General features: G+C 39.3%; 20 protein-coding genes. 9 read left to right on the top strand and 11 right to left on the bottom strand.

Annotation, left to right across the window (positions count from 1 at the left end; all coding sequences use genetic code 11):
- Positions 1 to 37: 37 nt before the first annotated feature.
- From LPB86_RS08340 to mtgA, 3 genes are all read right to left on the bottom strand, one after another.
- Positions 38 to 1,159, bottom strand: a complete 1,122-nt coding sequence (locus LPB86_RS08340; RefSeq protein ID WP_230642305.1) for a FecR family protein — start codon at positions 1,157 to 1,159, stop codon at positions 38 to 40.
- Between the two features lie 75 nt (positions 1,160 to 1,234).
- On the bottom strand, positions 1,235 to 1,786 hold the full coding sequence (locus LPB86_RS08335) for an RNA polymerase sigma factor (RefSeq protein ID WP_230642304.1): 552 nt from the start codon (positions 1,784 to 1,786) through the stop codon (positions 1,235 to 1,237).
- Positions 1,787 to 1,828: 42 nt separating this feature from the next.
- Entirely contained in the window at positions 1,829 to 2,551 is a 723-nt protein-coding gene (gene mtgA, locus LPB86_RS08330; RefSeq protein ID WP_230642303.1) for a monofunctional biosynthetic peptidoglycan transglycosylase, read from the bottom strand.
- 134 nt (positions 2,552 to 2,685) lie between these two features.
- On the opposite strand from mtgA, the gene rpsF reads away from it, so the two are divergent.
- From rpsF to rplI, 3 genes are read left to right on the top strand one after another with little or no spacing between them, the layout of a single operon-like run.
- Positions 2,686 to 3,045, top strand: coding sequence for a 30S ribosomal protein S6 (rpsF, locus tag LPB86_RS08325; protein WP_196859829.1), 360 nt, complete (start codon positions 2,686 to 2,688; stop codon positions 3,043 to 3,045).
- Positions 3,045 to 3,308 (top strand): 30S ribosomal protein S18, encoded by a 264-nt coding sequence (gene rpsR, locus LPB86_RS08320; RefSeq protein ID WP_230642302.1) that lies wholly within the window; start codon positions 3,045 to 3,047, stop codon positions 3,306 to 3,308. Before rpsF ends, rpsR begins: the two co-directional genes overlap by 1 nt.
- A 9-nt stretch (positions 3,309 to 3,317) precedes the next feature.
- Positions 3,318 to 3,761, top strand: a complete 444-nt coding sequence (gene rplI / locus LPB86_RS08315; protein ID WP_230642301.1) for a 50S ribosomal protein L9 — start codon at positions 3,318 to 3,320, stop codon at positions 3,759 to 3,761.
- Between the two features lie 66 nt (positions 3,762 to 3,827).
- Here the strand turns inward: rplI and LPB86_RS08310 are convergent, their stop codons facing one another.
- Positions 3,828 to 4,118 (bottom strand): hypothetical protein, encoded by a 291-nt coding sequence (locus LPB86_RS08310; RefSeq protein ID WP_230642300.1) that lies wholly within the window; start codon positions 4,116 to 4,118, stop codon positions 3,828 to 3,830.
- Positions 4,119 to 4,201: 83 nt separating this feature from the next.
- Between LPB86_RS08310 and LPB86_RS08305 the strand changes: the two genes are divergently transcribed.
- Positions 4,202 to 5,998, top strand: a complete 1,797-nt coding sequence (locus LPB86_RS08305; protein WP_230642299.1) for a DNA polymerase III subunit gamma/tau — start codon at positions 4,202 to 4,204, stop codon at positions 5,996 to 5,998.
- A 134-nt stretch (positions 5,999 to 6,132) separates the two neighbouring features.
- Here LPB86_RS08305 and LPB86_RS08300 read toward each other — a convergent pair whose 3' ends face one another.
- Positions 6,133 to 6,558, bottom strand: coding sequence for a hypothetical protein (locus LPB86_RS08300; protein WP_230642298.1), 426 nt, complete (start codon positions 6,556 to 6,558; stop codon positions 6,133 to 6,135).
- Between the two features lie 106 nt (positions 6,559 to 6,664).
- The gene (locus tag LPB86_RS08295; protein ID WP_230642297.1) at positions 6,665 to 8,884 is read right to left on the bottom strand and encodes an NADP-dependent isocitrate dehydrogenase; all 2,220 of its coding nucleotides are present in this window, start codon (positions 8,882 to 8,884) and stop codon (positions 6,665 to 6,667) included.
- A gap of 232 nt (positions 8,885 to 9,116) precedes the next feature.
- Here LPB86_RS08295 and LPB86_RS08290 point away from each other — a divergent pair, with 232 nt between their 5' ends.
- The gene (locus LPB86_RS08290; protein WP_230642296.1) at positions 9,117 to 10,433 is read left to right on the top strand and encodes a sorbosone dehydrogenase family protein; all 1,317 of its coding nucleotides are present in this window, start codon (positions 9,117 to 9,119) and stop codon (positions 10,431 to 10,433) included.
- Between the two features lie 37 nt (positions 10,434 to 10,470).
- Here LPB86_RS08290 and LPB86_RS08285 read toward each other — a convergent pair whose 3' ends face one another.
- Both LPB86_RS08285 and LPB86_RS08280 read right to left on the bottom strand, forming a co-directional pair.
- Positions 10,471 to 10,812, bottom strand: coding sequence for a single-stranded DNA-binding protein (locus LPB86_RS08285; RefSeq protein ID WP_230642295.1), 342 nt, complete (start codon positions 10,810 to 10,812; stop codon positions 10,471 to 10,473).
- A 175-nt stretch (positions 10,813 to 10,987) separates the two neighbouring features.
- Positions 10,988 to 11,854: an aldose 1-epimerase family protein gene (locus tag LPB86_RS08280; protein ID WP_230642294.1), complete on the bottom strand. Its 867-nt coding sequence runs from the start codon at positions 11,852 to 11,854 to the stop codon at positions 10,988 to 10,990.
- 75 nt (positions 11,855 to 11,929) lie between these two features.
- Between LPB86_RS08280 and LPB86_RS08275 the strand changes: the two genes are divergently transcribed.
- From LPB86_RS08275 to LPB86_RS08260, 4 genes are all read left to right on the top strand, one after another.
- Positions 11,930 to 13,834 carry a 7TM diverse intracellular signaling domain-containing protein gene (locus LPB86_RS08275; protein WP_230642293.1) on the top strand — a complete coding sequence of 635 codons (1,905 nt, stop codon included), beginning with the start codon at positions 11,930 to 11,932 and terminating at the stop codon, positions 13,832 to 13,834.
- 366 nt (positions 13,835 to 14,200) lie between these two features.
- Positions 14,201 to 17,110, top strand: a complete 2,910-nt coding sequence (locus LPB86_RS08270) for a TonB-dependent receptor (RefSeq protein ID WP_230642292.1) — start codon at positions 14,201 to 14,203, stop codon at positions 17,108 to 17,110.
- Positions 17,111 to 17,120: 10 nt separating this feature from the next.
- A complete protein-coding gene (locus LPB86_RS08265) occupies positions 17,121 to 18,527 on the top strand; it encodes a RagB/SusD family nutrient uptake outer membrane protein (RefSeq protein ID WP_230642291.1) in 1,407 nt (468 codons plus the stop codon).
- Between the two features lie 11 nt (positions 18,528 to 18,538).
- Complete coding sequence (locus tag LPB86_RS08260) at positions 18,539 to 19,939, top strand: glycoside hydrolase family 30 beta sandwich domain-containing protein (RefSeq protein WP_230642290.1); 1,401 nt, start codon at positions 18,539 to 18,541, stop codon at positions 19,937 to 19,939.
- 68 nt (positions 19,940 to 20,007) lie between these two features.
- On the opposite strand, the gene LPB86_RS08255 is transcribed toward LPB86_RS08260, so the two are convergent.
- From LPB86_RS08255 to LPB86_RS08245, 3 genes are all read right to left on the bottom strand, one after another.
- Complete coding sequence (locus tag LPB86_RS08255) at positions 20,008 to 20,766, bottom strand: LytTR family DNA-binding domain-containing protein (RefSeq protein ID WP_230642289.1); 759 nt, start codon at positions 20,764 to 20,766, stop codon at positions 20,008 to 20,010.
- A gap of 89 nt (positions 20,767 to 20,855) precedes the next feature.
- The gene (locus LPB86_RS08250; RefSeq protein ID WP_230642288.1) at positions 20,856 to 22,184 is read right to left on the bottom strand and encodes a RagB/SusD family nutrient uptake outer membrane protein; all 1,329 of its coding nucleotides are present in this window, start codon (positions 22,182 to 22,184) and stop codon (positions 20,856 to 20,858) included.
- A gap of 36 nt (positions 22,185 to 22,220) precedes the next feature.
- On the bottom strand, positions 22,221 to 25,586 hold the full coding sequence (locus LPB86_RS08245) for a SusC/RagA family TonB-linked outer membrane protein (protein ID WP_230642287.1): 3,366 nt from the start codon (positions 25,584 to 25,586) through the stop codon (positions 22,221 to 22,223).
- Positions 25,587 to 25,591 lie beyond the last annotated feature (5 nt).

Raw genomic sequence — 25,591 nt, 5'->3', positions numbered from 1 at the left:
TCTGTGGTTTAGGGTTTAGGTAAATATTATTCTAAGGTTATTTGCTAATGGTAATTCGTGCTTCTTCTACTTTAAATTTAAATGGATAAGAGAGTTGCAATGCTTCTAAGGTTTTTAAAATGGTTTCATTTTCAAACACTCCGGAATAGCGGTAATTTTTCACCGCATCGTCTTTAATGACAATGTTTATCCCGTACCAATTTTGCAGTTTCTCCGCAATTGACCAAAGGGGCTCATTTTCAATATCGAGTCGATTCCGAACCCACTTTAATTCGCTAGGAATGGTGGAGCTTCCTTTTACATGCGTCGCATTTTCTGCAGGAATAGCCTTTGCAAGCACCGATAGCTTAAAAATACTGCTAAAGTCTTCTGTTTTTGAAGGGTAATTATTGGTAACTAGTTTTTGATTTGGCTTTAATGTTATTGAATATCCAGGATACTTTTTAGACTCTACCCTTACGCTCCCCTGAATTAAGGATGTTTCCATGGATTTCGAGGACTCATAGGCTTTTACATTGAAAGTAGTTCCAAGTACTTTAATGTCATTGTAAGAAGTATGTACCACAAAAGGATGTGATTTGTCGTGTTTTACGTCAAAAAATGCCTCTCCGGAAAGCCAAATTTCTCTATTTTTTGTACTAAAGTCTTTTGGAAGTTTTAGGGTACTCTCCTTGGCAAGCGTTATCAAAGTACCATCACTCAGAACTATGGTTTTTCTGGCCGTATCTCTTGAGTATATAACATGAGAGTTAATGCTACTGAACAAAACATGAATGCCAGATGTGGAGTCGCTCTGCAAAAAGTAAAAAGAAAGTAGTATAATTACGGCCGCAGCCGCTATAGTGCTGATATAAGTATATAAACTTCGTTTTTTGACGTCACCTTGCGCCGGTTCTTCAACTATAAGAGTGGCAAAAGCTTCTCTTTGTTTAATCCCCGTCCTCAGGTCTTTCAACTGCCGGATACGATTTCCCTGCCTGGCACTTAAAAGATCAAAAATTTGCTTGGCTTGTTGAATATCTAAAGCCCGTTCTGGATGCTTAGCAATCCATTCATTCCACAGAATCTGGTTCTCCAGTGAAGTACCAAAGCAATATTGCTGAAAAGACTCGTTACAAATCAGTTCTTCAATGGAAAAATTATCTTTTGGCAATTGCATAAAGGTCGTTTTAACCTATAGACGGAAAAACTACCTGCTTTTCCTAAGAGAATTTGCAATTTTTTTATATTTATTTTATTTCAGCAACTTTCTAAGCATTTTAATTGCATCATAAATGGTGTTATATGCAGTTTTCACTGTTTGAGAAGTATGTTCAGCTATTTGTTCATAACTCAATCCTTCAAAAAATTTAAGCTTTATCAATTCAATCTGTCTTGGAGTAAGCTGGCGAATCGCATCGTGTAATTTTTCGCGCATCTCATCATCCTGTTGCATATTAATGATAATCTCCTCATAGGAAAGTTCACTCCAATCTTCTTCAGCACCGAGTTTATTAAAGGCCAGATCCATCTTGTCCTGATAAGAAAGCTGATCCAGCATGCATCTGCGCAGTGTAGTCATTAGGTATGACTTTACATTATCAATTGGCTGTAACCGCTCGCGCTTGTCCCATAAGTTAAGAAAAATCTGATTTACACAATCTTTCACAAGCTCGTCATCAGCATTTATTTTCAAGCCGAACCTGATCAGATGAAAATACATTTTATTGTAAAGCTCAAATAAAGCTTGCTTATCACCAAGCCGCATTTGCTCCCAATAATTTTTATCATCTTCCTCAAACAGCATAATTGGGCTTAAGATAGTCAATAAACACCCGCATTACGAAACCTAAAAATCCAGCGGTCCCAATCTACGCATGTTGCGCATAATCAAATACTGTCTGTGCCTGATGTAAGTTGTTGGTCGTTCAGGTGTCCATCTTAACGGATTAGGAAAACATGCAGCAATGAGCGCAGCCTGTTTACGACTTAGCTCACTACAAGATTTACCATAGTATTCTTGTGCAGCGGCTTCGGCACCGTAGATACCGTCTCCCATTTCTATAACGTTAAGATAAACTTCCAGGATCCGTTCTTTATTCCAAAGTAACTCAATCAGCAATGTAAAATAGGCTTCGAAGCCTTTTCTAACCCAGGAACGACCGGGCCACAAAAACACGTTCTTTGCAGTTTGCTGAGATATGGTACTTCCACCCTTTACCTTTTTGCCTTTGGCATTGCTCTTAAAGGCTTTTTCTATGGCATGAACATCGAATCCTATATGTTTTAAAAACAACTGATCTTCTGCAGATACAGCTGCTCTTTTCATGTTGTCAGAAATATCTTCAAAATCAACCCATTTTTTATGGGTTTTAAAAGATTTGCCATCTGCCTTTCGCTCAATATTTCTTTCGATCATTAATAGCGTGATAGGCGGATTAATGAACCGGTAGGCCAGCACCCAAACAATAGACACCATCACGAACCAAACCAGCACCCGCAGGGCGATGGTGGTGATTTTTTCCCATAATGGGGATTTGCTTTTAGTTGCTTTGCGTTTTTTAGCGGCCATACTGCAAATGTAAATAAAACTTAAATACATGTGTAAGCCCGAATATAGAAACTATGTGTTTGATATTTAGAAATATATTGTTATTTTTGCAACCCGTTATAAAAGCGGATTAATTAAAAAACAATTAAATAACAATGAATCAGTACGAAACTGTTATCGTTCTAACCCCGTTGTTGTCAGAAGAAGTTGCAAAAGAAGCATTAGCTAAATTTAGCAAAATCATTACTGACAGCGGTGCCGAAATTGTTCAAGAGGACAATTGGGGTTTGAGAAAATTAGCGTATCCGATTGAGAAAAAAGCAAGCGGATTTTTCCACCTTACAGAGTACAAATCTTCAGGTGAATTAATAAACAAGTTGGAGTTAGAGCTTAAACGCGATGAGCGTGTGCTTCGTTTCCTTACCATTAGATTAGACCGTCATGCGGTTGCATATAATGAGAAAAAACGTAGTGGTGCTTTTAACAAAAAACCTAAACAGGAGGCTGCAGTATAATGGCAAAGGATACAATACAATATGTTACCGCTCCTAAAGTGGACGATAACAGAAAAAAATATTGCCGTTTCAGAAAAAACGGTATTAAATATATTGATTACAAAGACGCAAACTTTCTATTGAAATTCATCAATGATCAAGGTAAAATTTTACCACGCCGTTTAACTGGTACTTCATTGAAATTTCAACGTAAAGTAGCTCAAGCCGTAAAACGTGCCCGTCACATTGGTTTGTTGCCGTTCGTTGCTGACATGTTAAAATAGAGCAGAGAGATGGAAATCATTTTAAAACAAGATATCAAGTCCCTAGGGGAAAAAGATGATATCGTAAATGTAAAGCCAGGATACGGTCGTAATTACCTGATTCCTCAAGGTTTTGCTCAATTGGCTACTTCTTCTGCTAAAAAAGTATTGGCAGAAAACTTGAAGCAAGCTGCTTTTAAACAAGATAAAATTAAGAAAGATGCTGAAAGTATCGCTGAGCGTTTAACTGATGTTAAATTATCAATTGGTGCTAAAGCTGGTGAAACAGGTAAGATTTTTGGTGCAGTTAACACCATTATGATTGCTGATGCATTAAAACAACAAGGTTTTGATGTTGACCGTCGCCGTATTACTTTTGAAACTGAGCCTAAATTTGTTGGTGACTATGTTGCTAACCTAAACTTACACAAAGAAGTGAAAGTTAAAGTTCCTTTCGCTGTAGTAGCTGAGTAATCTTCCTTAAAAGGAATAAAAGCGTCCCGGTTTTTACCAGGACGCTTTTTTTATGTACACTTAAAATTAACGTCTTCTTTTACTTCTTGCCTCATCAATGATTCTTCTAATCTCTTTCACATCCGATTTAGAGAATCCATGAACCTCCACTTTGTTTCCGTTGTGAAATAACCTGATGGTAGAAAAACCAATCATTGGTGTATCTATTTCAATGGCCGTAATGTCTTCATAGTTCAGGTATTTAGAATCCCCGCTAAATAATCCCGGAATTTTAACTTCTACACTGCTCTCTTCTAAAATGATCTGCGCCGGAAAAACCTTATTCCCTTCTGATAACCGCGATGCTGTAAATTTCATTTCTCTTTTTGTTAGTATTTACTACTGCGAATCTAGTAAAACTCCACTTCTTTAATCCATAAATATTTTATAATTTCGTGGCAATGGAAAATTTCATAGTATCTGCCCGTAAATACCGTCCGGCAACGTTTGAAACCGTTGTAGGACAGCTGCACATTACAGGTACACTTAAAAATGCCATTAAAAACAACCAGCTTGCACAGGCTTTTTTATTCTGTGGACCGAGAGGTGTAGGTAAAACTACCTGCGCAAGGATCTTAGCCAAAACTATCAATTGTACCAATCTTACTCCTGAGCAGGAAGCTTGTGGTACTTGTGATTCTTGCATCTCCTTCCAAACCGGGCACTCTTTTAATTTCCATGAACTGGATGCCGCCTCCAACAACTCTGTAGATGACATTAGGAGTTTGATTGAGCAGGTTCGGATACCGCCACAAGCGGGGAAATATAAAATCTACATTATAGATGAGGTACACATGCTCTCCGCAAATGCCTTTAATGCTTTTTTAAAGACCCTTGAAGAGCCACCTTCTTATGCTATTTTTATTCTGGCAACAACAGAAAAGCATAAAATATTGCCTACCATTTTATCACGATGCCAGATTTTTGATTTCAACAGAATCCAGGTAGAAGACATTGCATCGCACCTGAATAATATTGCGATACGTGAAAGTATCAATGTAGAGGCTGATGGCTTACACATCATTGCTCAAAAAGCAGATGGTGGACTAAGAGATGCCCTTTCCATGTTTGATCAGATTGTAAGTTACACCAATAAAAACCTTACTTACAAATCTGTAATTGACAACTTAAATATCCTTGATTACGATTACTACTTTAAGCTTACCGAATACCTGACCACGGCCGATGTGAGCAAAGCACTGGTGCTGTTTGATGAAATCCTCAACAATGGCTTTGATGGAAATAACTTCATCAATGGTCTGGCTAGTCACCTGAGAAATTTATTGGTTGGAAAAGATCCACAAACGATTAAACTACTTGAAGTAAGTGAAAACATCAAGCAAAAATACCTTTTACAAAGTCAGCAGACTTCCACATCGTTCATATTAACAGCGCTAAATCTGGCCAATCAATGTGATCTGATTTATAAAAATAGCAAGAACCAACGGCTCCAGGTAGAACTTTCGTTAATTAAGATGTGCCACATCAACTCAGTAATACAACTGGCGCAACTTCCTCAAACGGCTTCTACAACTGCAACTGACTCAGATCAGATTAAAAAAAAAACTGATGTAAAAAACGAAATACCGGTTGAACGCAGTCCTCAGGTTGCCGTCCCAGATCGTATTTCAGCACCTTTACCTAAAGTAGAAGAGCCTGCTCCTCTCGCTCCTGTTGCATTAAAACCCGCACCAGTTGCAAAGATTGCTTTAACACCTATGCAATCTGGAAACATGGCAGGTGCTACACTTATTCCTTCTTTAACAGCTTTAACTAGTACCGCTGCCGGAGAAGACGATAAAGAGCCTAAATATATTACGGGTAATGACAAAGAGACTTTTACGCTTGAGCAGCTACTGAAGTTGTGGAAAGTGTATTCCAACAAGGCGATGGAGGAGCATAAAATTAACTTTTATACCATACTTACCAGTTCTGAACCTGAATTAAATGGCGCTGAAATTACGGTAATGATTGAAAATACTGCACAAGAAAGTATTCTTCAGGCAGAACTTGTAGAGTTTTTAAATTACCTGCGCCCTAATCTCCGGAATTTCGACACCAGTATCGTAACCAGAAAAGTAGAGCGCAAGGTAACCAACAGGCTATATACAAGTACCGAAAAATACCAGTACTTAATAGAAAAAAATCCAAAACTGGAAGAGATGCGCCGCCGCTTTAACCTGGATGTAAACCCTTAATTATATGATTTCGTAATTCTGATTTATAATGTTTAATTGCAAGGCTTGCGATAACTTAAAAAGCGCAGCTTGCTATTGCAAGTGAACATTTTTCAGTTGAGTGTAAAGCATCAAGCTAGCATTACAAACAGGAATTAAGGCATTGGGGGGCCGTCGTTAATAGGGTATCCCTCCTCATCAAGATCATCCCTGTCATCCTCTGGCGTACGTGCTAAAAATTCATCTTCGGGAGTAACAGCTACACTTTCGCCTTCATCAACATGCATGGCCAACTCAGCTAGCTGATCGTCTCCCTGAACCTCTTTGCTGCCATACTCATCACCAATATACGGGTTTTGCTCATCATAGGTAGAGTTGTCATCTCCCCCACTTGCTGCCGTAGTATCATAAGGTAAGGGATGATCATAGTCCTTTTCAGGCCCCTTAACATCCAGTTCAAAACTATCTTTTTCTTCATTAAATGTAAGCTCATTAAAATCCTGCGTTTGTCCAAGTTCTGGAGCGTGGATTTTATCATTTGAGCCTTTGCCGTCTAAATTATCAATTCCGTTGTCAATCATAACCTTAAATTTTATACCAGTATAACGTTATCAAATCTTCAAATGTTTTGACAAAAAAAATGGGCTGCATCATTAACTGACCAGCCCATTCTTATTTTTTAGATGCTTATAAACCCGCTAGCGCAGTGTTCAAAGTTTCACTTGGACGCATAGCAATATCAGCCAATTCATCATTTGGATGATAATAACCACCAATGTCTTGTGGTTTACCTTGAGAACCTATTAATTCTTCTGTAATCTTAGCTTCATTTTCAATCAGTGCTTTTGCCAAGGGCTCAAATCTAGCTTTTAGATCGGCATCTTTGCTTTGCGCAGCCAAAGCTTCTGCCCAATATAATGCCAGGTAGAAATGTGAACCACGGTTATCTATTGTTCCTAATTTCCTGCCTGGAGACTTATCTGTAGCCAGGAATTTCGCATTTGCCTCATCTAAAGCATCAGCTAAGACCTGAGCCTTAGGATTGTTTTGTGTTTGCGCTAAATGTTCTAAAGAAGCTTGTAACGCTAAAAATTCACCTAATGAGTCCCAACGTAAATAACCCTCTTCAATAAACTGCTCAATATGTTTTGGTGCAGAACCACCTGCTCCAGTTTCAAATAAACCGCCACCATTCATTAACGGAACAATGGACAACATTTTTGCAGAAGTACCTAATTCTAAAATCGGGAATAAATCAGTCAAATAATCACGTAGAACGTTACCAGTTACTGAAATGGTATCTTCACCTTTACGAATGCGCTCCAAAGTAAATTTAGTAGCTTCAATAGGCGCCAGGATGCGGATGTCAAGGCCTGCAGTATCGTGATCTTTCAAATATGTATTCACCTTAGCAATAATCTCTCTATCATGTGCCCTGTTTTCATCTAACCAGAAAACAGCAGGAGTTTCTGACAAACGAGCTCTGTTTACCGCAAGTTTAACCCAGTCCTGAATCGGTGCGTCTTTAGTCTGGCACATGCGGAAAATATCTCCCTTTTCAACTTGTTGATCAAAGAAAAGATTTCCCTCTGCATCGGTTACCCTAATTGTACCATTAGCCGCAGCCTGGAACGTTTTATCATGAGACCCGTATTCTTCTGCTTTTTGTGCCATTAAGCCTACGTTAGGCACAGAACCAATTGTAGTGACATCAAAAGCGCCATTTGCTTTGCAATCATCTATTGTAGCGGTGTATACACCAGCATAACAACGGTCTGGAATTAATGCAATGGTATCTTGTGCTTTACCTTCTTTGTTCCACATTTGTCCGGAAGTACGGATCATTGCCGGCATCGAAGCATCAACAATAACATCTGATGGAACGTGAAGATTGGTAATTCCTTTATCAGAGTTTACCATTGCCAGGGCAGGACCATTTTCAATGGCCTGGGCTAATGCAGCTTCTACCTCGGCTTGTTTAGCGTTGCCAGCAATCTTTGCATATACATCTCCTAAACCATTTCTGGTATCAATATTTAAAGAACTGAAAAGTTCCGCATATTTCTCAAAAACATCTGCAAAATAAACCTCTACAATGGCACCAAAAATAATTGGGTCAGAAACCTTCATCATGGTAGCCTTTAAATGCGCAGATAACAAAACCCCTGCTGCCTTAGCCTCAGCAATTTCTTTAACTACAAATGCTTTTAAAGCAGACAAGCTCAATGCAGAACTATCAATAACTTCTCCGGCTTTTAAAGCTCCCAATCCTTTTAATTCCGTCACTGCACCATCAGCAGCTACAAACTCAATTTTAAACTGCGATGCCTCTTTAACAGTAACAGATTTTTCAGAACCATAAAAATCACCTTCGGTCATGCTGGCAACTTTAGTTTTGGAATCTGCAGACCATTTACCCATGGAATGCGGATTAGCCTTAGCATAATTTTTTACAGCTTTTGGCGCCCTGCGATCTGAGTTACCCTCGCGCAATACCGGGTTAACAGCAGAACCTAAAACTTTAGCATATTTTAATTTAATTGCTTTTTCATCTTCCGTTTGTGCATTATCTGGATAATTAGGAATTGCAAAGCCTTGTGATTGTAATTCTGTGATTGCACCAACCAACTGCGGGATGGAAGCAGAAATATTAGGTAATTTAATGATATTAGCCTCTGGTGTAGTTGCCAGCTGGCCCAGCTCTGTCAATGCATCTCCAATCTTTTGCTCCTCTTTTAAAAACTCGGGGAAAGTGGACAAAATTCTTCCAGCCAGAGAGATATCCCTGCTTTCTACTTCGATACCAGCCGAAGCGGTAAAGGCTTTTACAATAGGTAAGAAAGAATAGGTTGCCAACATTGGCGCTTCATCTGTTTTAGTATAGATAATCTTTGATGTGTCTGACATATTTTTATAAATACGATTGTGAATGAAAAAATAAAAGCAATTCCTATTAAGGAAATGACTTTCGTTAAAATCGCCTAAAGATAGAATAAACAGATGAATTTAATCGCATTGGAATGTTATAAATGCATTAAAATAAATAGCATATTAGGCCTTTTTTCCATCGTAATTGCCGTACTTTATTAAACATCTGATTGATTTAGGTGTTATCAACTTGAAATAAATAAGTAAAGAAATGAAGAACCTATTTTACATACTTGCAGCGATTCCATTAATTATTGCCTGTGGATCAGAAAACAATAAAGCTACAGGTCAAACAGATACCGTAAAAACAAAAAGCAACCAGGAATTGGTATTACCAGAGCCTGATGAAAAAGCCTCGAAAAACAAATTCAGCAAGGTAATTGGCTGGCCAGAGGGGAAAACACCTACTGCTCCTGCAGGTTTTACCGTAACTAAGTTTGCGTCAAATATTAAAAGTCCACGAAATATTTACATCGCCCCCAATGGTGATATACTAGTGGTATTGTCAAATTCTGAACGTTCTGCAAAAGAAAAAGTGGCAAATGCCATTAGTGGAAAGGCAAAATCTGAACAGGGAGGAGAAAGCGCCAACACCGTCATTTTATTTAGGGATACCAACAAGGATGGCAAACCAGATGTGCAAAGCTTATTCATTAAAGGCTTAAATCAACCTTATGGTGTACTGATTATAGGCGATTCATTTTATGTTGCCAATACCGATGGCGTTTGGAAATATCCTTATAAAACAGGTGACCTCAGCATAAAGGGTAATGGAACAAAAATAGTAGCGCTGCCTGCTGGTGGTTACAATAACCACTGGACCAGAAACCTCATTGCCAATAAAGACAATTCTAAAATTTACATTAGTGTTGGTTCAGGAAGTAATGTTGGAGAGAATGGAATGGAACATGAAGTACGCAGAGCCAATATCCTGGAAGTAAATCCTGATGGTACTGGAGAAATTATTTACGGTAGTGGTTTACGAAATCCTGTGGGCATGGCCTGGGCACCGGGTACTCAAGCCTTATGGACCGCAGTAAATGAACGCGACGGCCTTGGAGATGATCTTGTGCCTGATTACATTACCAGTGTAAAAAAAGGAGGCTTCTACGGATGGCCATATGCGTATTATGGACAGCATGAAGACCCGCGTATGAAAGGGCTGAAGCCAGAACTTGTGGCAAAAACACTAGTTCCTGATGTGGCTGTAGGAGCCCATACCGCTTCTCTTGGACTTGCTTTTTATACGGACAAAAAGTTTCCCCTTAAATATCAGGGTGGCGCATTTATTGGTCAGCACGGTTCATGGAACAGGTCTGCACTTTCTGGTTATAAAGTGGCTTTTGTACCATTTAAAAACGGCCTAAAGGCTGGGCCTATAGAGGATTTTTTAAGCGGCTTTATAGCTGACTCGGAAAGTGGTGATGTGTACGGCCGACCTGTTGGTGTAGCCGTAACAACAGACGGAGCCCTACTTGTAGCAGATGATGTGAGCAATACGGTATGGAGGGTAGCAGCAACCAAATAATAAAAATGGGCAGGCGGTTATCGCCTGCCCATTTTTATTATGCCTCCTCAGGAGTTAGGATAGAGAGGGCATGGACTACAATTTCTATAGCAAAACGCTGCTCTCCTTTTTTAGAGGTATAAGTCTGTGTGCTTAATTTGCCTTCTATACTCAGGTTTGTACCTTTTTTCACAATTCCATCAATAAGCTTAATCTTTTGATTCCAGAATACCAATGTGAACCACTGGGTTTTGTTTACGAACTCGCCAGTGCTGTCTCTGTAAAATTCATTTATAGCCAGATTTACACGAGCCACTCTTTTTTCATTTGGAAATTCAACGATTACTGGATCTGCCCCGGCAAATCCAGTTAAAATTACTCTGTTCTTTACGTTACTCATACCACTATTTTATTTGTTACCTGATATTTAAAGACCAGCAACTCTCATTGCCGACAAAACAAAGGTCTGTAAATAGAGATGAGCTAACCGTAAATTATACGTATACTTCCGTAACTATACGTATAAAACGGCTGCAGGCTATAAAAACATCGATTTCAGCTTAGAACTCTCATTCTTAAAAAATTTCTACCTCCCAGGTTCTTTCCCATTCTTCGTTAGGAGACAGGCTGATGATCCCTTCCTTATTTTCTAATTCCTGATTGTGATGCACACCATCGGCAATACCACACCAAGGCTCGAGGCAAACAAAATTGGCATCTTTAGCTGCCCATATTCCAAAGAATGGAAATTCCTCAAAATAAAAATGAATCCCATGGTTATTCTTGTAATTTTTAACGGAGATCACATTACTTTTAAGTTTCTTAAATACCAAAGCATCATCATAAAAGAGTTCATGCGTTAGTGGAAGCCTGCTGTCTTCCAGCACAATCGTCTCCGTCTCATCATCAATAAGATCATTCTTTATTTTATGATAGGTTAGTTCCGCGTCCTTTTCAAATTCAAGATAGCAATCTGTATAAGCAACATCATCTTGTAAGGGTACGTTAAAAGCGGGGTGTGCGCCAATTGAAAACAGCAGATCTTCTTTTCCTGGATTTGAAATTTCGTAGGTACAGCTCAGGTAACCAGCCTCAATTTTATAACGGATACCCAACTTAAATTCAAAAGGATATACCGCCATCGTATCTTGATTTGAGTTCAGCGTAAACAATACTTCCTCTTTGCTGATTTGATTTGCATTAAAAACAAGATCTCTTGCAAACCCATGCCTTGAAAGACGAAAGCTTTCTCCCTTATAAGTATATGTACCATTTTTTAAAGCGCCAACCACCGGGAAAAGCACCGGACTATGTTTTGCCCAAAATGCAGGATCACCATTCCACATATAAGACAATCCGGTTGCTTTACCGTTTAAACTTTGTAATTCTGCTCCTTTAGGATTAAAAGTAGCAATGAGCACATTATTTTCTAGTATAATCATCTGAGATTCATTTTTAAGTCCCTAAAGTACCAAATTCTGCCGCAATGAGGAATAAGCTTATCTTTGTATTTTAAAATGGTTTTTAATCCCTGTAAAATACTTTGCCTGCCCCTCTTAGGTTTACTCATCATCCTAAGTCTAAGTACTGCGCAAGCGCAGCAAGCGGTTCACATAGCAGACAGCATTCATCAGCACATTTTCACCTATCACGAAATAGAAGTATTTACAGATGTAAAAGACAGTTATACTTTTGATCAGGTAAAAAGTAAGGCTGCTGATACATTATTTAAACCCAGTACAATCAGCACACCGCAGACACTGAAACTTAATACGACCTACTGGTTCAGAATTAAAATTAAGCACAACAACCAAACAAAGAACCAATATATCCTGGAGTTTTTTGACCAAACTATAGACCACATCACAGCCTATATGCCACTACCCAATGGCAGCTACCAGGTAAAGGAATTTGGAGATAATTACCATTTCTCTAAACGTGAGTTACAGCATAAAAATTTTGAGTTGCACGTCAATAACAAGAGCAATCTTGAGCAGACCTATTATTTTAAGGTAAAATCATCACAGATTTCTGATGCTATTATTGTACTCAGATCGGTAGACTGGTTCATTGCTTATGCGCTGGATGAATACTTTTTCTTCGGCATTTTCTATGGCATGATCTTGGTCTTCAGCTTCTATAACCTGATCATGTATATTGCTGTAAAGCAAAGACAGTACCTCTATTATGTGCTTTACAATTTAAGCGTAGGCTTTTACGAAATGAGCACTGATGGTATTGCTTATCAATACCTCTGGCCAAATTCGCCCGGATGGAATCAAATAGCTTATGCTTTTGCATTGTACGCCACCAGTATTTTTGCCCTGCTTTTTACCCGCGATTTGCTTTTTGTAAAAGCGAAAGCACCTCAACTAAACAAACTAATTATATTGCTCATTGCTATTAGAAGCATTTTCTTCGTTTACTGTTTGCTATTCGACAGAGCACTCTTCAATTACAAATTTATAGAGTTTGTACCATTGGCACTTGCGTTTTTCACTGGCATTTACATTTATAAAAAGGGCTATTTACCTGCAAGGTTTTTTGTATTAGGCTACAGTTTCCTTTTTGCAGGCTTTATCCTCAAATTTTTAATTATGCTTGGCTTTGGCTGGCTTAACTTTGGCGCCATAAGTTATTACAGTTTAAGCTTCTGTTTCATTGTAGAAATGGTATTTCTTTCTGTAGCCATAGGCGATAAAGTTAGAATCCTCAAAAAGAAAAGAGATCATGTACACCGCCAAATGATTAGACAGATGGCCGAAAATGCGCGTTTAAAGGACACTCTTAACCAGGAACTGGAAAATAAAGTACAGGAGCGCACAAGAGAGGTATTTCATAAATCAATCATCATTGAGGCCAGGAATAGTGAACTTCAGGAAGCTAACAGTAAGTTGCAGCAGCAGGCAGAAGAGATTTCGAGGATGAACATTTTACTGGAGCAAGATAATCAGGAGCTACAAACCAATGTAGAGAAAGTAACCCGGGACCGGGTGATGTCTGCTGATTTAGATTTTGAAGAGTTCAGTAAAATTTATCCGGATAAGGAAAGCTGTAACCTGTTCCTTGCGGATTTAAAATGGCATAATGGTTATACCTGTAAAAAATGTAAAAATACCCTATACTACCCAGGGCACATTCACTTGAGTAGAAGGTGTACCAAATGTGGATACGAAGAGTCTGTGACTACCTATACTATATTTCACAACACCAGGATCCCGATCAATAAAGCATTTTATATGGTCTACCTGATTTATGCCTCCAAGGGAAAAATTTCTTCTCATAAACTCTCAGAAATCCTAAACATCCGGCAAAGTACCTGCTGGACTTACAGCGCAAAAATTAAACTGGTGATGGACGAGCGCAAAACCTTGCTCAAAAAGACCAATAAAAACGGTTGGAGCGAGGTGGTATTGGACTAAAACCATATTTAAACTTTAAATTTCAGGTTTCTCTCTGTCACATGTTCGTCACTTAGTTGAACAAAATCGACCATCTCATTAAAAGTTACACAGGGTAATGAAGCGTATTGAATATCGTACGTCATCCTCTTTCTTTTGCCGCTTGAACATTGATTTACAGCGGTTAAGTATAGAAGATACAGCGGTATTGAAGCGTATCAGAAAACACACAACAAACTATAAATCAATCATTTAAGAATAAACAAGAGCTATATTTTACTTGTTTTTAACACTAAAGTCAGTGTAACTTTACCTTACCAAATAGAATAAAGGGCCGTATGACCATTTGTTGTTTGGCGAGCAATTATAAATTAAATAAGCAAAACAATGAGAAGAACATTTACTCTTTTTATTGTATGTCTGTTATGCGGTATATCAATAGCAATAGCGCAAGACATCACAATAAAGGGCGAAGTTAAAGACCAGCAGGGACTGCCATTACCTGGCGTTTCGGTTCAAATTAAAGGGGCGGCACGTGGGGCCGTTACAGGAAACAATGGAGAATTTACATTAAGTGTTCCTCCAAATGCTACCTTAACCTTTTCTTTTATCGGTTTTAAAACTATCGAGCAACAAGTTAATAGCAGAACAACAGTTAACGTTACACTGGCGGACGACAATAACCAGCTAAATGAAGTGGTTGTAGTTGGTTATGGTACACAAACCAAGAAAGACATCACTACTGCTGTGGTTTCTGTATCAGCTAAAGATCTTCAAAACCAACCCATCACCAATGCAATGCAAGCCCTACAAGGTAAAGCGGCAGGTGTGCAGGTAACCTCACAATCGGGTAAACCGGGTTCCGGAGTATCAGTTAGTATTCGCGGTAATACCTCTATTACGGCATCTAACAGTCCCCTTTATGTAATTGACGGTGTAACTTCCAGAAATGCAGATTTCCTTAACCCGAATGACATTGAAACCATTACCGTACTTAAAGATGCTTCTGCAGCCGCTATCTATGGTTCAAGCGGTGCAAATGGTGTGGTTCTAATCACCACCAAAAAAGGTACAGCGGGAAAATTACAGGTTGGTTTTAATGCTTTCACCGGTTTCAGCAATTTGTGGAAAACCCAGAAAGTTCTAAATACCGAACAATACAATACCTTACTAAGAGATCTTGGTTATAATACATTTGGATCAGAAAATACAGACTGGCAAAAGGAAACTTTTGGTACAGGTAAACAACATAGTTACCAGTTATCCTTAGCGGGCGGTGTTAAAGGTGGTCAGTATTATTTTTCCACCGGTTATCAGCAAGATGTAGGTACCGTTGCTCCTGCGGTACTTAATAAATATACGGCTAACTTTAACGGTTCACAGAATTTAACCAAATGGTTAAAGTTAACTGGTAACGCGGCAGTAACTTTCCGTAAGTCTATAGATGTTAAAGATAACACAGGTACAGCAGGCGGTGGTATCATCCTGTCATCCTTAACCACCCCTCCTACTATTGGAATTTATACTGCCAATGGGCAATATGCTGGTGATCCAAATAAAGGTGGTTGGGAAAATCCAATTGCTTATGCATATCGCGAGGACAATTCTACCAGAAACTTTCGTTTCTTAGGTGCTTTTGGAGCGCAGGTAAACTTTACTGATGACTTGTATTTTAAATCTACCATCAGCGCCAATAACGCCAATAATTTTTACAGTGCCTTCCTTAATCCTTTTACATCAGATTATGGCAGAACGCAAAAAGGACGTTATCAAAATAACCAGTCTACAGACAATGTGTGGCTGAACGAAAATATTTTAAACTACACCAAAAATGTAGACAAACATGCTTTTACCGCAACAGGTGGTATGACTATCCAGTCGTCTGACTACAATTATGTAGACTATGAGGATTCAAACTACCTGGCGGCCGACGGCTCATTGGCACCCTCTGCATCTTCTATCGCGTTAAAGGTTCCTTCTCAGCCAGCGCAGTGGACAAAACGTTCATACCTGGCCAGAATTACTTACGCTTATGACGGCAAATATCTCTTCAGTTCAAACTTCCGTGCTGATGGTTCATCCAGGTTTGCAAAAGAAAACCGTTACGGTTATTTCCCTTCTGTTTCTGCAGGATGGAGAATTTCGGGAGAGGATTTTCTGAAAGACAGCAAAACGATCAATGATTTAAAAATCCGCGGTAGCTGGGGTAAAGTTGGTAATGATGTAGGGATTGGTGATTACCCATACCTGGCCTTATTTGAACTTACTGCTCAAGGAGGAATTAACTTCAAGCAGCTTGCAAATCCAGACATCACCTGGGAAAAAACAACTCAGTCCAACGTTGGTATTGACTTAAGCATGTTTAATTCCAGAATTACATTCACGGCAGATGCTTACCTTAAAAAAACCAACGACTTACTGCTAAACGTTCCTATTTCTCTGGCAACAGGTTTTGACACGCAGGCGCAAAACGTAGGATCAATGGAAAACAAAGGTCTGGAATTTGCCTTAAGCACTAAAAACTTTAGTGGTAACAAGTTTAACTGGACATCTGACTTTAACATTTCCTTTAACAGGAATAAAGTAACCAGCCTTGGTAACTCATTGCAGTCTGTTAGTTTTGCAGGCATCAACCAGCGGGATAATGCCATAAGGGTTGAAGTAGGCAAACCTTTAGGTGCGTTTTACGGATATGTATTTACTGGTGTTAATCCTAACACGGGAGCGGCAACTTATGCAGATGTAAATGGTAATGGTAGTTTTGATACCGGTGACCGTACTTATATTGGTAATGCACAACCTAAATTTACTTACGGTGTAAACAACAATTTAACTTACGGTAATTTTGGGCTTTCTCTTTTCTTCCAGGGCGTACAAGGCAATGATATCTTCAATGCGTCGAGAATTGACCTTGAAGGTTTAAACGACTCTAAAAACCAGTTAATTTCTACGCTGGACAGATGGACTACGGTTGGTCAAATCACTAATATTCCTAAAGCAACAAGAGACAATACAGACAATTCACTTACTTCAAGCAGGTTCATTGAAAACGGTTCGTACCTCCGCTTAAAAACAGCAACGCTGTCATACAACTTTGGCGAGGTTGCGCTGAGCAAATGGAAAATGAGTAAGCTGACTGTTTTTGCTACCAGCTATAACCTGTTAACTTTTACCAAATACAATGGATTTGATCCGGAAGTACAGCAATACGATGGTAATAGTCCTTCAATGGGCGTAGATTACGGCACATACCCTCAATCCAGAACCTTCCTTTTTGGTGTAAATGTTGGATTTTAATTAAAATAAGATGAAACTCAAAATATATTCAATGATCGCAGTGGGTGCTCTGGCAATGACATTCATCAGCTGTAAGAAAGAATTTCTGGATAAACAGCCATTTGGTAACCAGGCTACGCCAGATGTTGCGTTTGCAGATGCGGCTGCCGCAGAAAAACTGCTGCAAGGTGCCTATGACGGTATGTATAATGAATACCACATCATGGACTTTTTGACCAATGGTGATGCCATTGCAGACAACTGTTACGCAGGCGGAGATAACCCTGCAAACATCCAACTGGATAAATTTACAGTAACCAATACCAACGCAAACGTTACCCGCGACTGGACACAGCTTTATAAAGACATCAAGAACTGTAACCTGATTACAGACAATGTACCTGGAATTGAAGATGCTACACTTGATATAGGCGACAGACGTAAACAAATCCTTGCCGAAGCCCGGATTTTAAGGGGCTATATGTACTTCAATTTGGTAAGGTTATGGGGTTCTGTTCCGCTGGTTACAAAAATACCGACCACTACTGCGGAATTTCAACCACCAAAAGCTAGTGTTGATGCCATTTATGCCCAGATCATAGCTGATTTGGAATATGGGGTAGCCAATGCAAAAACAACTTCGGCAAACAAAGGTATTGTTACCAAAGGAGTAGCAAACGCATTATTAGCTAAAGTATACGCCACTAAGCCCAATGCAGATTGGTCTAAAGTCCTGGAATATACAAATGCAACTATAGCTAACGGCTATTCGCTAATTGGTTACGATCAGTTATGGGATTCGCAACATGATAACAACAGTGAAGCCATTTGGGAAATGCAATATGATGGATGGGGTGGCCTGCATGGCAACTGGATGCCAAGCCAGCTTTTTGGAGCGGGATGGAAAAAATTCAACACCCCTACCAATGATCTTATTGCAACTTATGATGCTGAAGGTGATGTAGTGCGTAAAGCATCCAGCATCCTTTACGATGGCATAGGATGGGATGATGATTACTGGAAAGTTGCAGCGCAGTATCCACACATTCGTAAATACAGAGCAGATGATAAGTCAGATACTTACATCATCCGTTTAGCTGACATTTTACTATTGAAAGCAGAAGCACAAAATGAGTTGAGCACAACAGGCTGGTCACAAGCAAAAACCATTGTAGATCAAATCAGGTTACGTGTTAATCTAGGTGCTACTCCAGCTGCCAGTCAGGCTGCAATGCGCCTGGCACTGGAAAAAGAGCGCCGACTGGAGCTTGCATTTGAAGGACATCGCTGGTTCGATTTACTTCGTACCAACAGGGCCATTACAGTAATGAATGCACAGACCGCCAATGGTGTAAACTTAAACTACAATGTTACGGCGGCAAAACTATTGCTACCTATTCCGCAAACAGAAATTGACAGGAACCAAAACCTGAGGTAATACGACAGAGAATGAGATTGACCAGCATTTGCCTGCTCATAGCAGTGGCTTTAGGAGCTTGTGCACCTAAAAAGGAAATTAAGGGAACTAATGGTAGTGTAGCCTTTTGGTTAACTACAGGCGATAAAACGTCGCTTTTAGCCAAACAGGAAGATCTTCCTTTATATACAGGTAGTAACAATGCACCAACTATTGAAATCGATGAAACTCAAACCTATCAAAGTATTGATGGGTTTGGGTTTACCCTAACGGGTGGCAGCGCTACGCTCATCAATGCACTTCCAGCGGCAGAGAAACAAGCCCTTATTAAAGAGCTCTTTTCTGCTGAAGGTAATGGAATTGGCAGCAGCTATCTGCGCATCAGCATTGGTGCCTCAGACTTAAGTACAGACAGTTTTACGTACAACGACCTGCCTGCCGGCGAAACAGACATCAATCAGGATAAATTTTCCATCGCTGAAGAGCAAAAAGATTTAATTCCTGTCCTAAAAATGATTGTTGCCGTTAATCCATCCATTAAAATTTTAGGCTCGCCCTGGTCGGCACCTACCTGGATGAAAACCAATAATAGTTTTAAAGGTGGTAGTCTTAAACCAGAGTTTTATGCTTCTTATGCCAAGTACTTTATCAAATACCTGGCGGCAATGAAAGCACAAGGTATTAATATTGATGCCATCACCATACAAAATGAGCCGCTACACCCTGGTAATGTTCCAAGCATGTACATGGAGGCAGCAGATCAGGCCGTATTTATCAAAAAAGCATTAGGCCCGGCTTTTAAAAGTGCGGGCATAAAAACAAAGATTATCTTGTATGATCATAACGCAGATAAGCCTGAGTACCCGATTAGTATCTTGAATGATGCTGATGCCAGGCAATATGTGGATGGCTCTGCCTTTCATCTGTATGGTGGCGACATCAGTGCCTTAACAAAAGTGCACGATGCCCATCCAGATAAAAACCTGTACTTTACAGAACAGTGGGTTGGCGGGCCCGGTAATTTCCCGGAAGATTTAAAATGGCATGTTTCTACACTTATCATTGGAGCCACAAGAAACTGGAGCAGAAATGTATTGGAATGGAACCTGGCCGCAGATCCGGCTTACAACCCTCATACCGATGGCGGATGTACCAGTTGTCTTGGTGCCATCACCATAAGCCCGGCAATCAGCCGTAACGTTGCGTATTATGTAATTGGCCATGCCGCTAAGTTTGTAACACCAGGTTCGGTTAGGATAGCATCCAATATCACTAGCCGCCTGGAAAACGTAGCCTTTAAAACGCCGCAGGGTAAAATCATTTTAATTGTTACCAATAATAACGCTACCGCACAAAACTTTAACATCAAAAGTAAAGGTAAAACAGTGCAAACAAATTTACCGGAAGGTGCGGTTGGCACTTACGTTTTTTAAGACACAATCCCCTATTGTTGTTTTGATTTATAAAAGAGAAGCCCTGCAATTGCGGGGCTTTTTGATGCTCACTGGTTTAACCAGTTTTTGAAAGCTTCTGCCCGTTCCTCACTTACTACCACTTCAATTCCACCGATAGGCAAAGGCGACAGCACAATGCGAATGCGGCTTCTTGAGAGTTTGTACATCTCCTTAATGGCATTGATATGCACAATGAATTTTCTGTTGATGCGAAAGAAATGCGATGCATTCAACTGTGGTTCCAAACTTCCAACAGTTTCGTCAATGATGTAATTTTGCTTGTCCTTAGTTACTAAAAACAAGTATTTATCATCCGCCATGAAATAAGCAATCTCATCAGACTGTACAGTCTTGATCAAATTACCGAGTTTAACCATAAAACGGCTTCTTATTTTTTGGTTACTTTCAGTTTCGGATAGCTCAAAAACCCTTGGCACCATCGGAGCTGTAGTTTTACGGATTGTATTCAACTTTTTTAAAGCAGCACTTACATCCTCTTCATCAAACGGTTTCAACAGATAGTCTATGCCTTGATTTTTAAATGCTTTCAAGGTGTATTGATCATATGCAGTAGTAAATATAACAGGGCTGCTTATTTTAACCTGCTGAAAGATCTCAAAACTTTCTCCATCACCCAAGTGGATGTCCATAAACAACAGGTCTGCATTATGATTTTGCAGCCAGTTTACAGCTGCTTCTACGGTTCCTAAAACGGCCAATACTTGTATATTGGGATTAATGAACAAGAGCATATCCTGCAGCGTTAAAGCTGCCAGTTCTTCATCCTCAATAATTAGTACATTCATCCTGGCCTCCTTTATCCGTAAATGTAAAAAAAAACTCCGGTCAAAAAAATGGACCGAAGTTTTAACATTAGGGATGCGAAGATTTTTAATTATTGCAAATTGGGATTGTTTGCAATGGCAGATGCAGGAAAACGGATAGTATATCGCGGATCATTTTTTTGCAGGGTAAAATCCTCAAAGTTTACAGAATGTGTAATCGATGGTTGGCCATAACGTCTTAAATCAAACCAGCGGTGACCTTCTAATGCCAATTCCCTTTCTCTCTCCGCTAAAATTTCTTGCAATAGTGCTGCCGAACCAAGTGCCGAAATTCTTGCGCTTTCTGTTGCATAATAATCAGGCTTTAGACGTTTGGCTTTTAAGTCTAATAAGCTTTTCAATGCAATGCTTGTATTTCCGGTTTGCAGGGCAGCTTCTGCCTGGATCAGATACATTTCCCCATTTCTAAAAGTAATCTTCAATGCGTCAGAATTACCCTTTTTGGATACGTAATCCCCACCAAGTTTACTAAAATACATGGAAAAGCGCAGATCATTTGTACGATCATAAATACCAAGTAAATGCTCAGAAATATAGGTTGAATTTGATAGCACATTATTAAAAGCCTGATCCAACGAAAGAATATTTTCTTTAGATTGGTAGTGGTTAGGCAATAATGCCCCACTTGTATTCAGATCTTCCAGGTTACTGTTACTCGGTGTCAATACTTTTTGAACAGTGCTTAATGCATTTGTCCAGTCGCCCATATATTCATATACCCTTGCTTGTAAAGCCAATGCAGAACGTGTGCTAAAACGATAATTTCTCCCACTTTCCCAAGTATTTACGTTTAAAAACTTTTGCCCTTCAGCAATGTCAGCCAAAATTTGCGCATAAACCTCTGCAACAGTTGAAAGTGTATAATTTTGCTCCAAATCCATTTTCAATGCAAGTGCTATTCCACGATCAGTTGCAGCAGTTGCCCTGTTGTACGGCTTTGCATATAGATTTAGCAGTTCAAAGTGGGTATATGCCCTCAACAAATAAGCCTCGCCTTTTAGCTGGTCTGTAACTGCACTTTTCCCCGCTTTAGCTTCTATATTAGAAATTACTTCGTTAGCGTAAAAAATAGTGGTGTATAGCCCAACATAAGGATATTGGTAGGTAATCTCATCTGGCGTATTATCGTTCCACTTGTAAATGTCGCGTAAACCTGGAAAGTCCGTTCCATACTCATCCAAGATCAACTCATCCGTACGGAGGGCTACCAACGATTTTTGAGCAGGGAAACCAGAATAAGCGCTAGTTAACAGGGCTCTAAAATCATCTGCCGAAGTAGGAATCACTCTTCCTGTAGGCTCAATGTCAAGGTATTTTTTACAGCTGCCTAAGGTCAGCAAGACCATTAGCAGGGTACTTATTTTCAGAATATTTTTCATTTGAATTCTCTTTATAATTAGTCCTCTGGTCATCACCTAAAATGTTGCGTTTAAACCAATAGAAATACTCCTTGTAATCGGCTGCGCATAAATACTGCCATAGGTCTCGGGATCAAAATAACCATCATAGTTCGTACCAAATACAAACAAGTTTCTTCCCTCTACACTAAACCTTAGCGTATTCGCTTTTACTTTCCCTGCAATTTTAGAAGGAAGGCTATAGCCCAAACGGATGCTGTTGATTCGCACATAACTCATTTTTTTTGCAAAAATATCCAGATTTTGATAGGTATTTACCGGATCACCAGTATTCAACCAGTTATAAGCCATCCATCTGCTGCCGTCACCGGTATCACGACCAAAGATTTGCGGTAATGTTGCGCTGGTATTTCCCGGTGTCCAGGCATTCAGTATCTCTCTTGAATAATTCATCCCACGGTCTACCATTGTAGGATTATATATAGGAGCGCTTAGCTTCATCTGGTCGATATTGAAGATTGCAGTAACTGCAAGATCAAAATTAGCATATCGGAAACGGTTTGTTAACCCACCTGTATATTTTGGATCTCTATCACCGGCATAGGTAAACAAATTACGAAAATCCTTATTGGTCAATGCACTGGCTGTCAACTCACCCGGGAATATATCTGCATAAGGATCATATAACTTATAGAAATTCTCCAGAGAAATGGTTTGTCCGTCTTTAACAAATTGAGGAATTCCATTGGCATCTAAACCCGACGTTTTTAATACAAACAGCGCATTCACTGGATAACCTTCGCGAGAAGGGGTATACTGATTGTCTCTCACATTTTCTCTCACTACTTTGCTTTTATTATGCGCAATAGTTAGATCAGTGAACCATTGGAATTGTTTGTTGCTGACGTTTCTGGTAGAAATAGTTAACTCTAATCCTTTATTTTTTACCTGTGCAAAGTTAGAATTGGTAAATTCAAAACCATTCTCTAATGAAAGCGCCTGAGTACCAATCAAGTCTTTACTGTTACGATTGTAATAATCAAAGGTAATTTGTAATGCATTGTTAAATAAACCAAGGTCTAGACCTGCATTAAAGGTTGTTGTTTTTTCCCAACGTAGTTTGTTGTTTGGTGGACTGGTTACAACAATTGCATTTTCATTCTGACCAGGTAAAATGCTAACATTGTCATATGCACCAACAATAAACGGCGATGTATTTTTATCTATATTACCCTGAATACCATAAGAACTACGTAAACGCAAGTTTGAAATTGCTTTGATGTTTTTAACAAAATCTTCTTCATTTGCATTCCAAGCTGCAGATACAGAATAAATAGGCAAATATTTGTATTTAGGATCTACCCCAAATAAATCTGAGCCGTCATAACGAACACTTCCGTAAGCGGTATATTTACGGTTATAGGTATAAGACAATGTTCCGTAAAAAGATGCATATGCATTTTCAAGCTTTAGTTTTTGATAAGTTCTATAATTTGCATTGTCTACCTCCGATGAATTAGCAGGAAAAGCAATGTTTTGATTGGTTAAAGTGCGTTCGTTATAACCGAAGCCCTTTGTAAATATATCTTCATTATTGTTCCTTCTAAATTCAGTACCTGCAAGTGCCTCAATTTCATGTTTTTCAGCAATCACTTTTTTGTACTGCAGTAAACTTTTCCAGTTGTACTGGAAAAAAGAGGTCAGCTGATTTTGAATGATACCACCTACAGGTAAAAAGTATTCATACTTTTTTGTAGTTGAATTATAGTACCTTGTACCTTCTCTGTATTTACGTCCAAAGTACGAATCAGCTGAACCATATTTCTCAACGCCGGTGTCTTCAAACTGCAAGCCTAATTCTGAATGCAAATTCAGGTCTTTATAGATCTGGTAATCTAAACTCAAAATACTTTTTATGCTTTTATTGTCCAGCGTATTTCTCGTATTATTTCTTTCTTCGATCACGTTAAAAGGTACCAATACATCACCAGATAAATTACTGGCGCCAAAGATGTCCTCATCGTATTTATAAGAGCCATCTGCATTCCTCACAATTTGGTAAGGATTAACGTTACGTCCATATCTTGATACATTAGTATAACCGTCCGTTTCTGTTAAATAACCATTACGTTTTGTTTTTGAAGCAAAAACAGAGGCCCCAAACTTCAGTTTATTTGAAATGTTATAGTCAGTTTTTAAAGTCATGTTGTACCGCTCAAGCCCCGTACCAATTGTTGTTCCCTTTTCGTTATAATAACCACCAGAAAAATAATAGGTCGCCTGATCGTTACCCCCTGATAGGCCTAGTGTATATTGCTGGTTAAGGGCAGACTGATAGAGCTCCTTTCCCCAATCTGTATTATTTTGTCTAAGGTTGTTGATGGCCTGCTGACTTACTGAGCTTAATGCACTGAATCCATTTGTACGGTAATTTTGTAATTCCCCGTTTGAATTTAGAATTCGGGTTACAGCTCCTTGATTTTCACGATAAGTAAGATCTGATCTGGACGCCAGTCCCAACTCAAAGTCTATTTTCTCTGAAGCATTCATCAGGTTAAGCTTACTAAAATCCGGACGTTCTGCGATAAAAGTATTCGCGCTGAAATTGATTGCTACCGGACCTTTTTTACCTTTTTTGGTAGTGATAACAATAACGCCGTTAGCCGCCCTTGCTCCGTAAATAGCAGTTGCAGCAGCATCTTTCAAGATGGTTATATCTGCAATATCATCCGGATTTAACCCAGCAATAGGCAGGTTTCTCAACTGATCAATGTTTTCCTTATCCATAAGGTTGTTTGGAAGATTGGTGCCCTCCAATGGAATCCCATCTAATACCCATAGGGGGTCCTGACCTCCATTCAATGAAACGGTTCCCCTGATCCTGATTTTTGGTGCCGATGATGGACCACCACTTAAGGAAGTTACTGCTACACCGGCTACTTGACCTTCAAGCATTTGATCAATCCCCGAGACCCCGGATTGGCGGATCTGCGTATAATCCAATACCGCAGTAGCGGTGGTATTTTTACGTTTTGCAGTACTGGTATAACCATTCACAATCACTTCCCCCAGTATGTTGCTGCTAGCTATCAAAGAAACATTAATTCTTGTTTTATTAACAACATTTACCAAAATAGAGTTATATCCAAGGTAACTTATGCGCACATTTTGAGTGCCTTCTGGCACGTTTAACGTAAAGTTACCTTTACTATCTGTAACTGTACCAATAGCTGAATTTTGAATGACGTTAGGCACCGAGCTTTTTTCGCCTATTACTGCATTATCTACAAATACAGAAGCACCCGGAATAGGTAAGCCATCCTTTTGGTCCAGAACCTGCCCGGTAAGGGTAGTTTGCTTCTGACCATAACCAGCAAGGCCAAGGCCCAGCAGGAAGAGTATTAAGAGTAATTTTTTATTCATTTGTG

The organism is Pedobacter sp. MC2016-14 (assembly GCF_020991475.1).
Taxonomy (GTDB): Bacteria; Bacteroidota; Bacteroidia; order Sphingobacteriales; family Sphingobacteriaceae; genus Pedobacter.
Note: the sequence above shows the minus strand (reverse complement) of the source record. Positions and strands in the feature narration are given on the sequence as shown.

Excerpts from the sequence above, each read along its gene's own strand:
- LPB86_RS08340 (WP_230642305.1), bottom strand. The coding sequence starts at position 1,159 with ATGCAATTGCCAAAAGATAATTTTTCCATTGAAGAACTGATTTGTAAC.
- LPB86_RS08335 (WP_230642304.1), bottom strand. The coding sequence starts at position 1,786 with ATGCTGTTTGAGGAAGATGATAAAAATTATTGGGAGCAAATGCGGCTT.
- mtgA (WP_230642303.1), bottom strand. The coding sequence starts at position 2,551 with ATGGCCGCTAAAAAACGCAAAGCAACTAAAAGCAAATCCCCATTATGG.
- rpsF (WP_196859829.1), top strand. The coding sequence starts at position 2,686 with ATGAATCAGTACGAAACTGTTATCGTTCTAACCCCGTTGTTGTCAGAA.
- rpsR (WP_230642302.1), top strand. The coding sequence starts at position 3,045 with ATGGCAAAGGATACAATACAATATGTTACCGCTCCTAAAGTGGACGAT.
- rplI (WP_230642301.1), top strand. The coding sequence starts at position 3,318 with ATGGAAATCATTTTAAAACAAGATATCAAGTCCCTAGGGGAAAAAGAT.
- LPB86_RS08310 (WP_230642300.1), bottom strand. The coding sequence starts at position 4,118 with ATGAAATTTACAGCATCGCGGTTATCAGAAGGGAATAAGGTTTTTCCG.
- LPB86_RS08305 (WP_230642299.1), top strand. The coding sequence starts at position 4,202 with ATGGAAAATTTCATAGTATCTGCCCGTAAATACCGTCCGGCAACGTTT.
- LPB86_RS08300 (WP_230642298.1), bottom strand. The coding sequence starts at position 6,558 with ATGATTGACAACGGAATTGATAATTTAGACGGCAAAGGCTCAAATGAT.
- LPB86_RS08295 (WP_230642297.1), bottom strand. The coding sequence starts at position 8,884 with ATGTCAGACACATCAAAGATTATCTATACTAAAACAGATGAAGCGCCA.
- LPB86_RS08290 (WP_230642296.1), top strand. The coding sequence starts at position 9,117 with ATGAAGAACCTATTTTACATACTTGCAGCGATTCCATTAATTATTGCC.
- LPB86_RS08285 (WP_230642295.1), bottom strand. The coding sequence starts at position 10,812 with ATGAGTAACGTAAAGAACAGAGTAATTTTAACTGGATTTGCCGGGGCA.
- LPB86_RS08280 (WP_230642294.1), bottom strand. The coding sequence starts at position 11,854 with ATGATTATACTAGAAAATAATGTGCTCATTGCTACTTTTAATCCTAAA.
- LPB86_RS08275 (WP_230642293.1), top strand. The coding sequence starts at position 11,930 with ATGGTTTTTAATCCCTGTAAAATACTTTGCCTGCCCCTCTTAGGTTTA.
- LPB86_RS08270 (WP_230642292.1), top strand. The coding sequence starts at position 14,201 with ATGAGAAGAACATTTACTCTTTTTATTGTATGTCTGTTATGCGGTATA.
- LPB86_RS08265 (WP_230642291.1), top strand. The coding sequence starts at position 17,121 with ATGAAACTCAAAATATATTCAATGATCGCAGTGGGTGCTCTGGCAATG.
- LPB86_RS08260 (WP_230642290.1), top strand. The coding sequence starts at position 18,539 with ATGAGATTGACCAGCATTTGCCTGCTCATAGCAGTGGCTTTAGGAGCT.
- LPB86_RS08255 (WP_230642289.1), bottom strand. The coding sequence starts at position 20,766 with ATGAATGTACTAATTATTGAGGATGAAGAACTGGCAGCTTTAACGCTG.
- LPB86_RS08250 (WP_230642288.1), bottom strand. The coding sequence starts at position 22,184 with ATGAAAAATATTCTGAAAATAAGTACCCTGCTAATGGTCTTGCTGACC.
- LPB86_RS08245 (WP_230642287.1), bottom strand. The coding sequence starts at position 25,586 with ATGAATAAAAAATTACTCTTAATACTCTTCCTGCTGGGCCTTGGCCTT.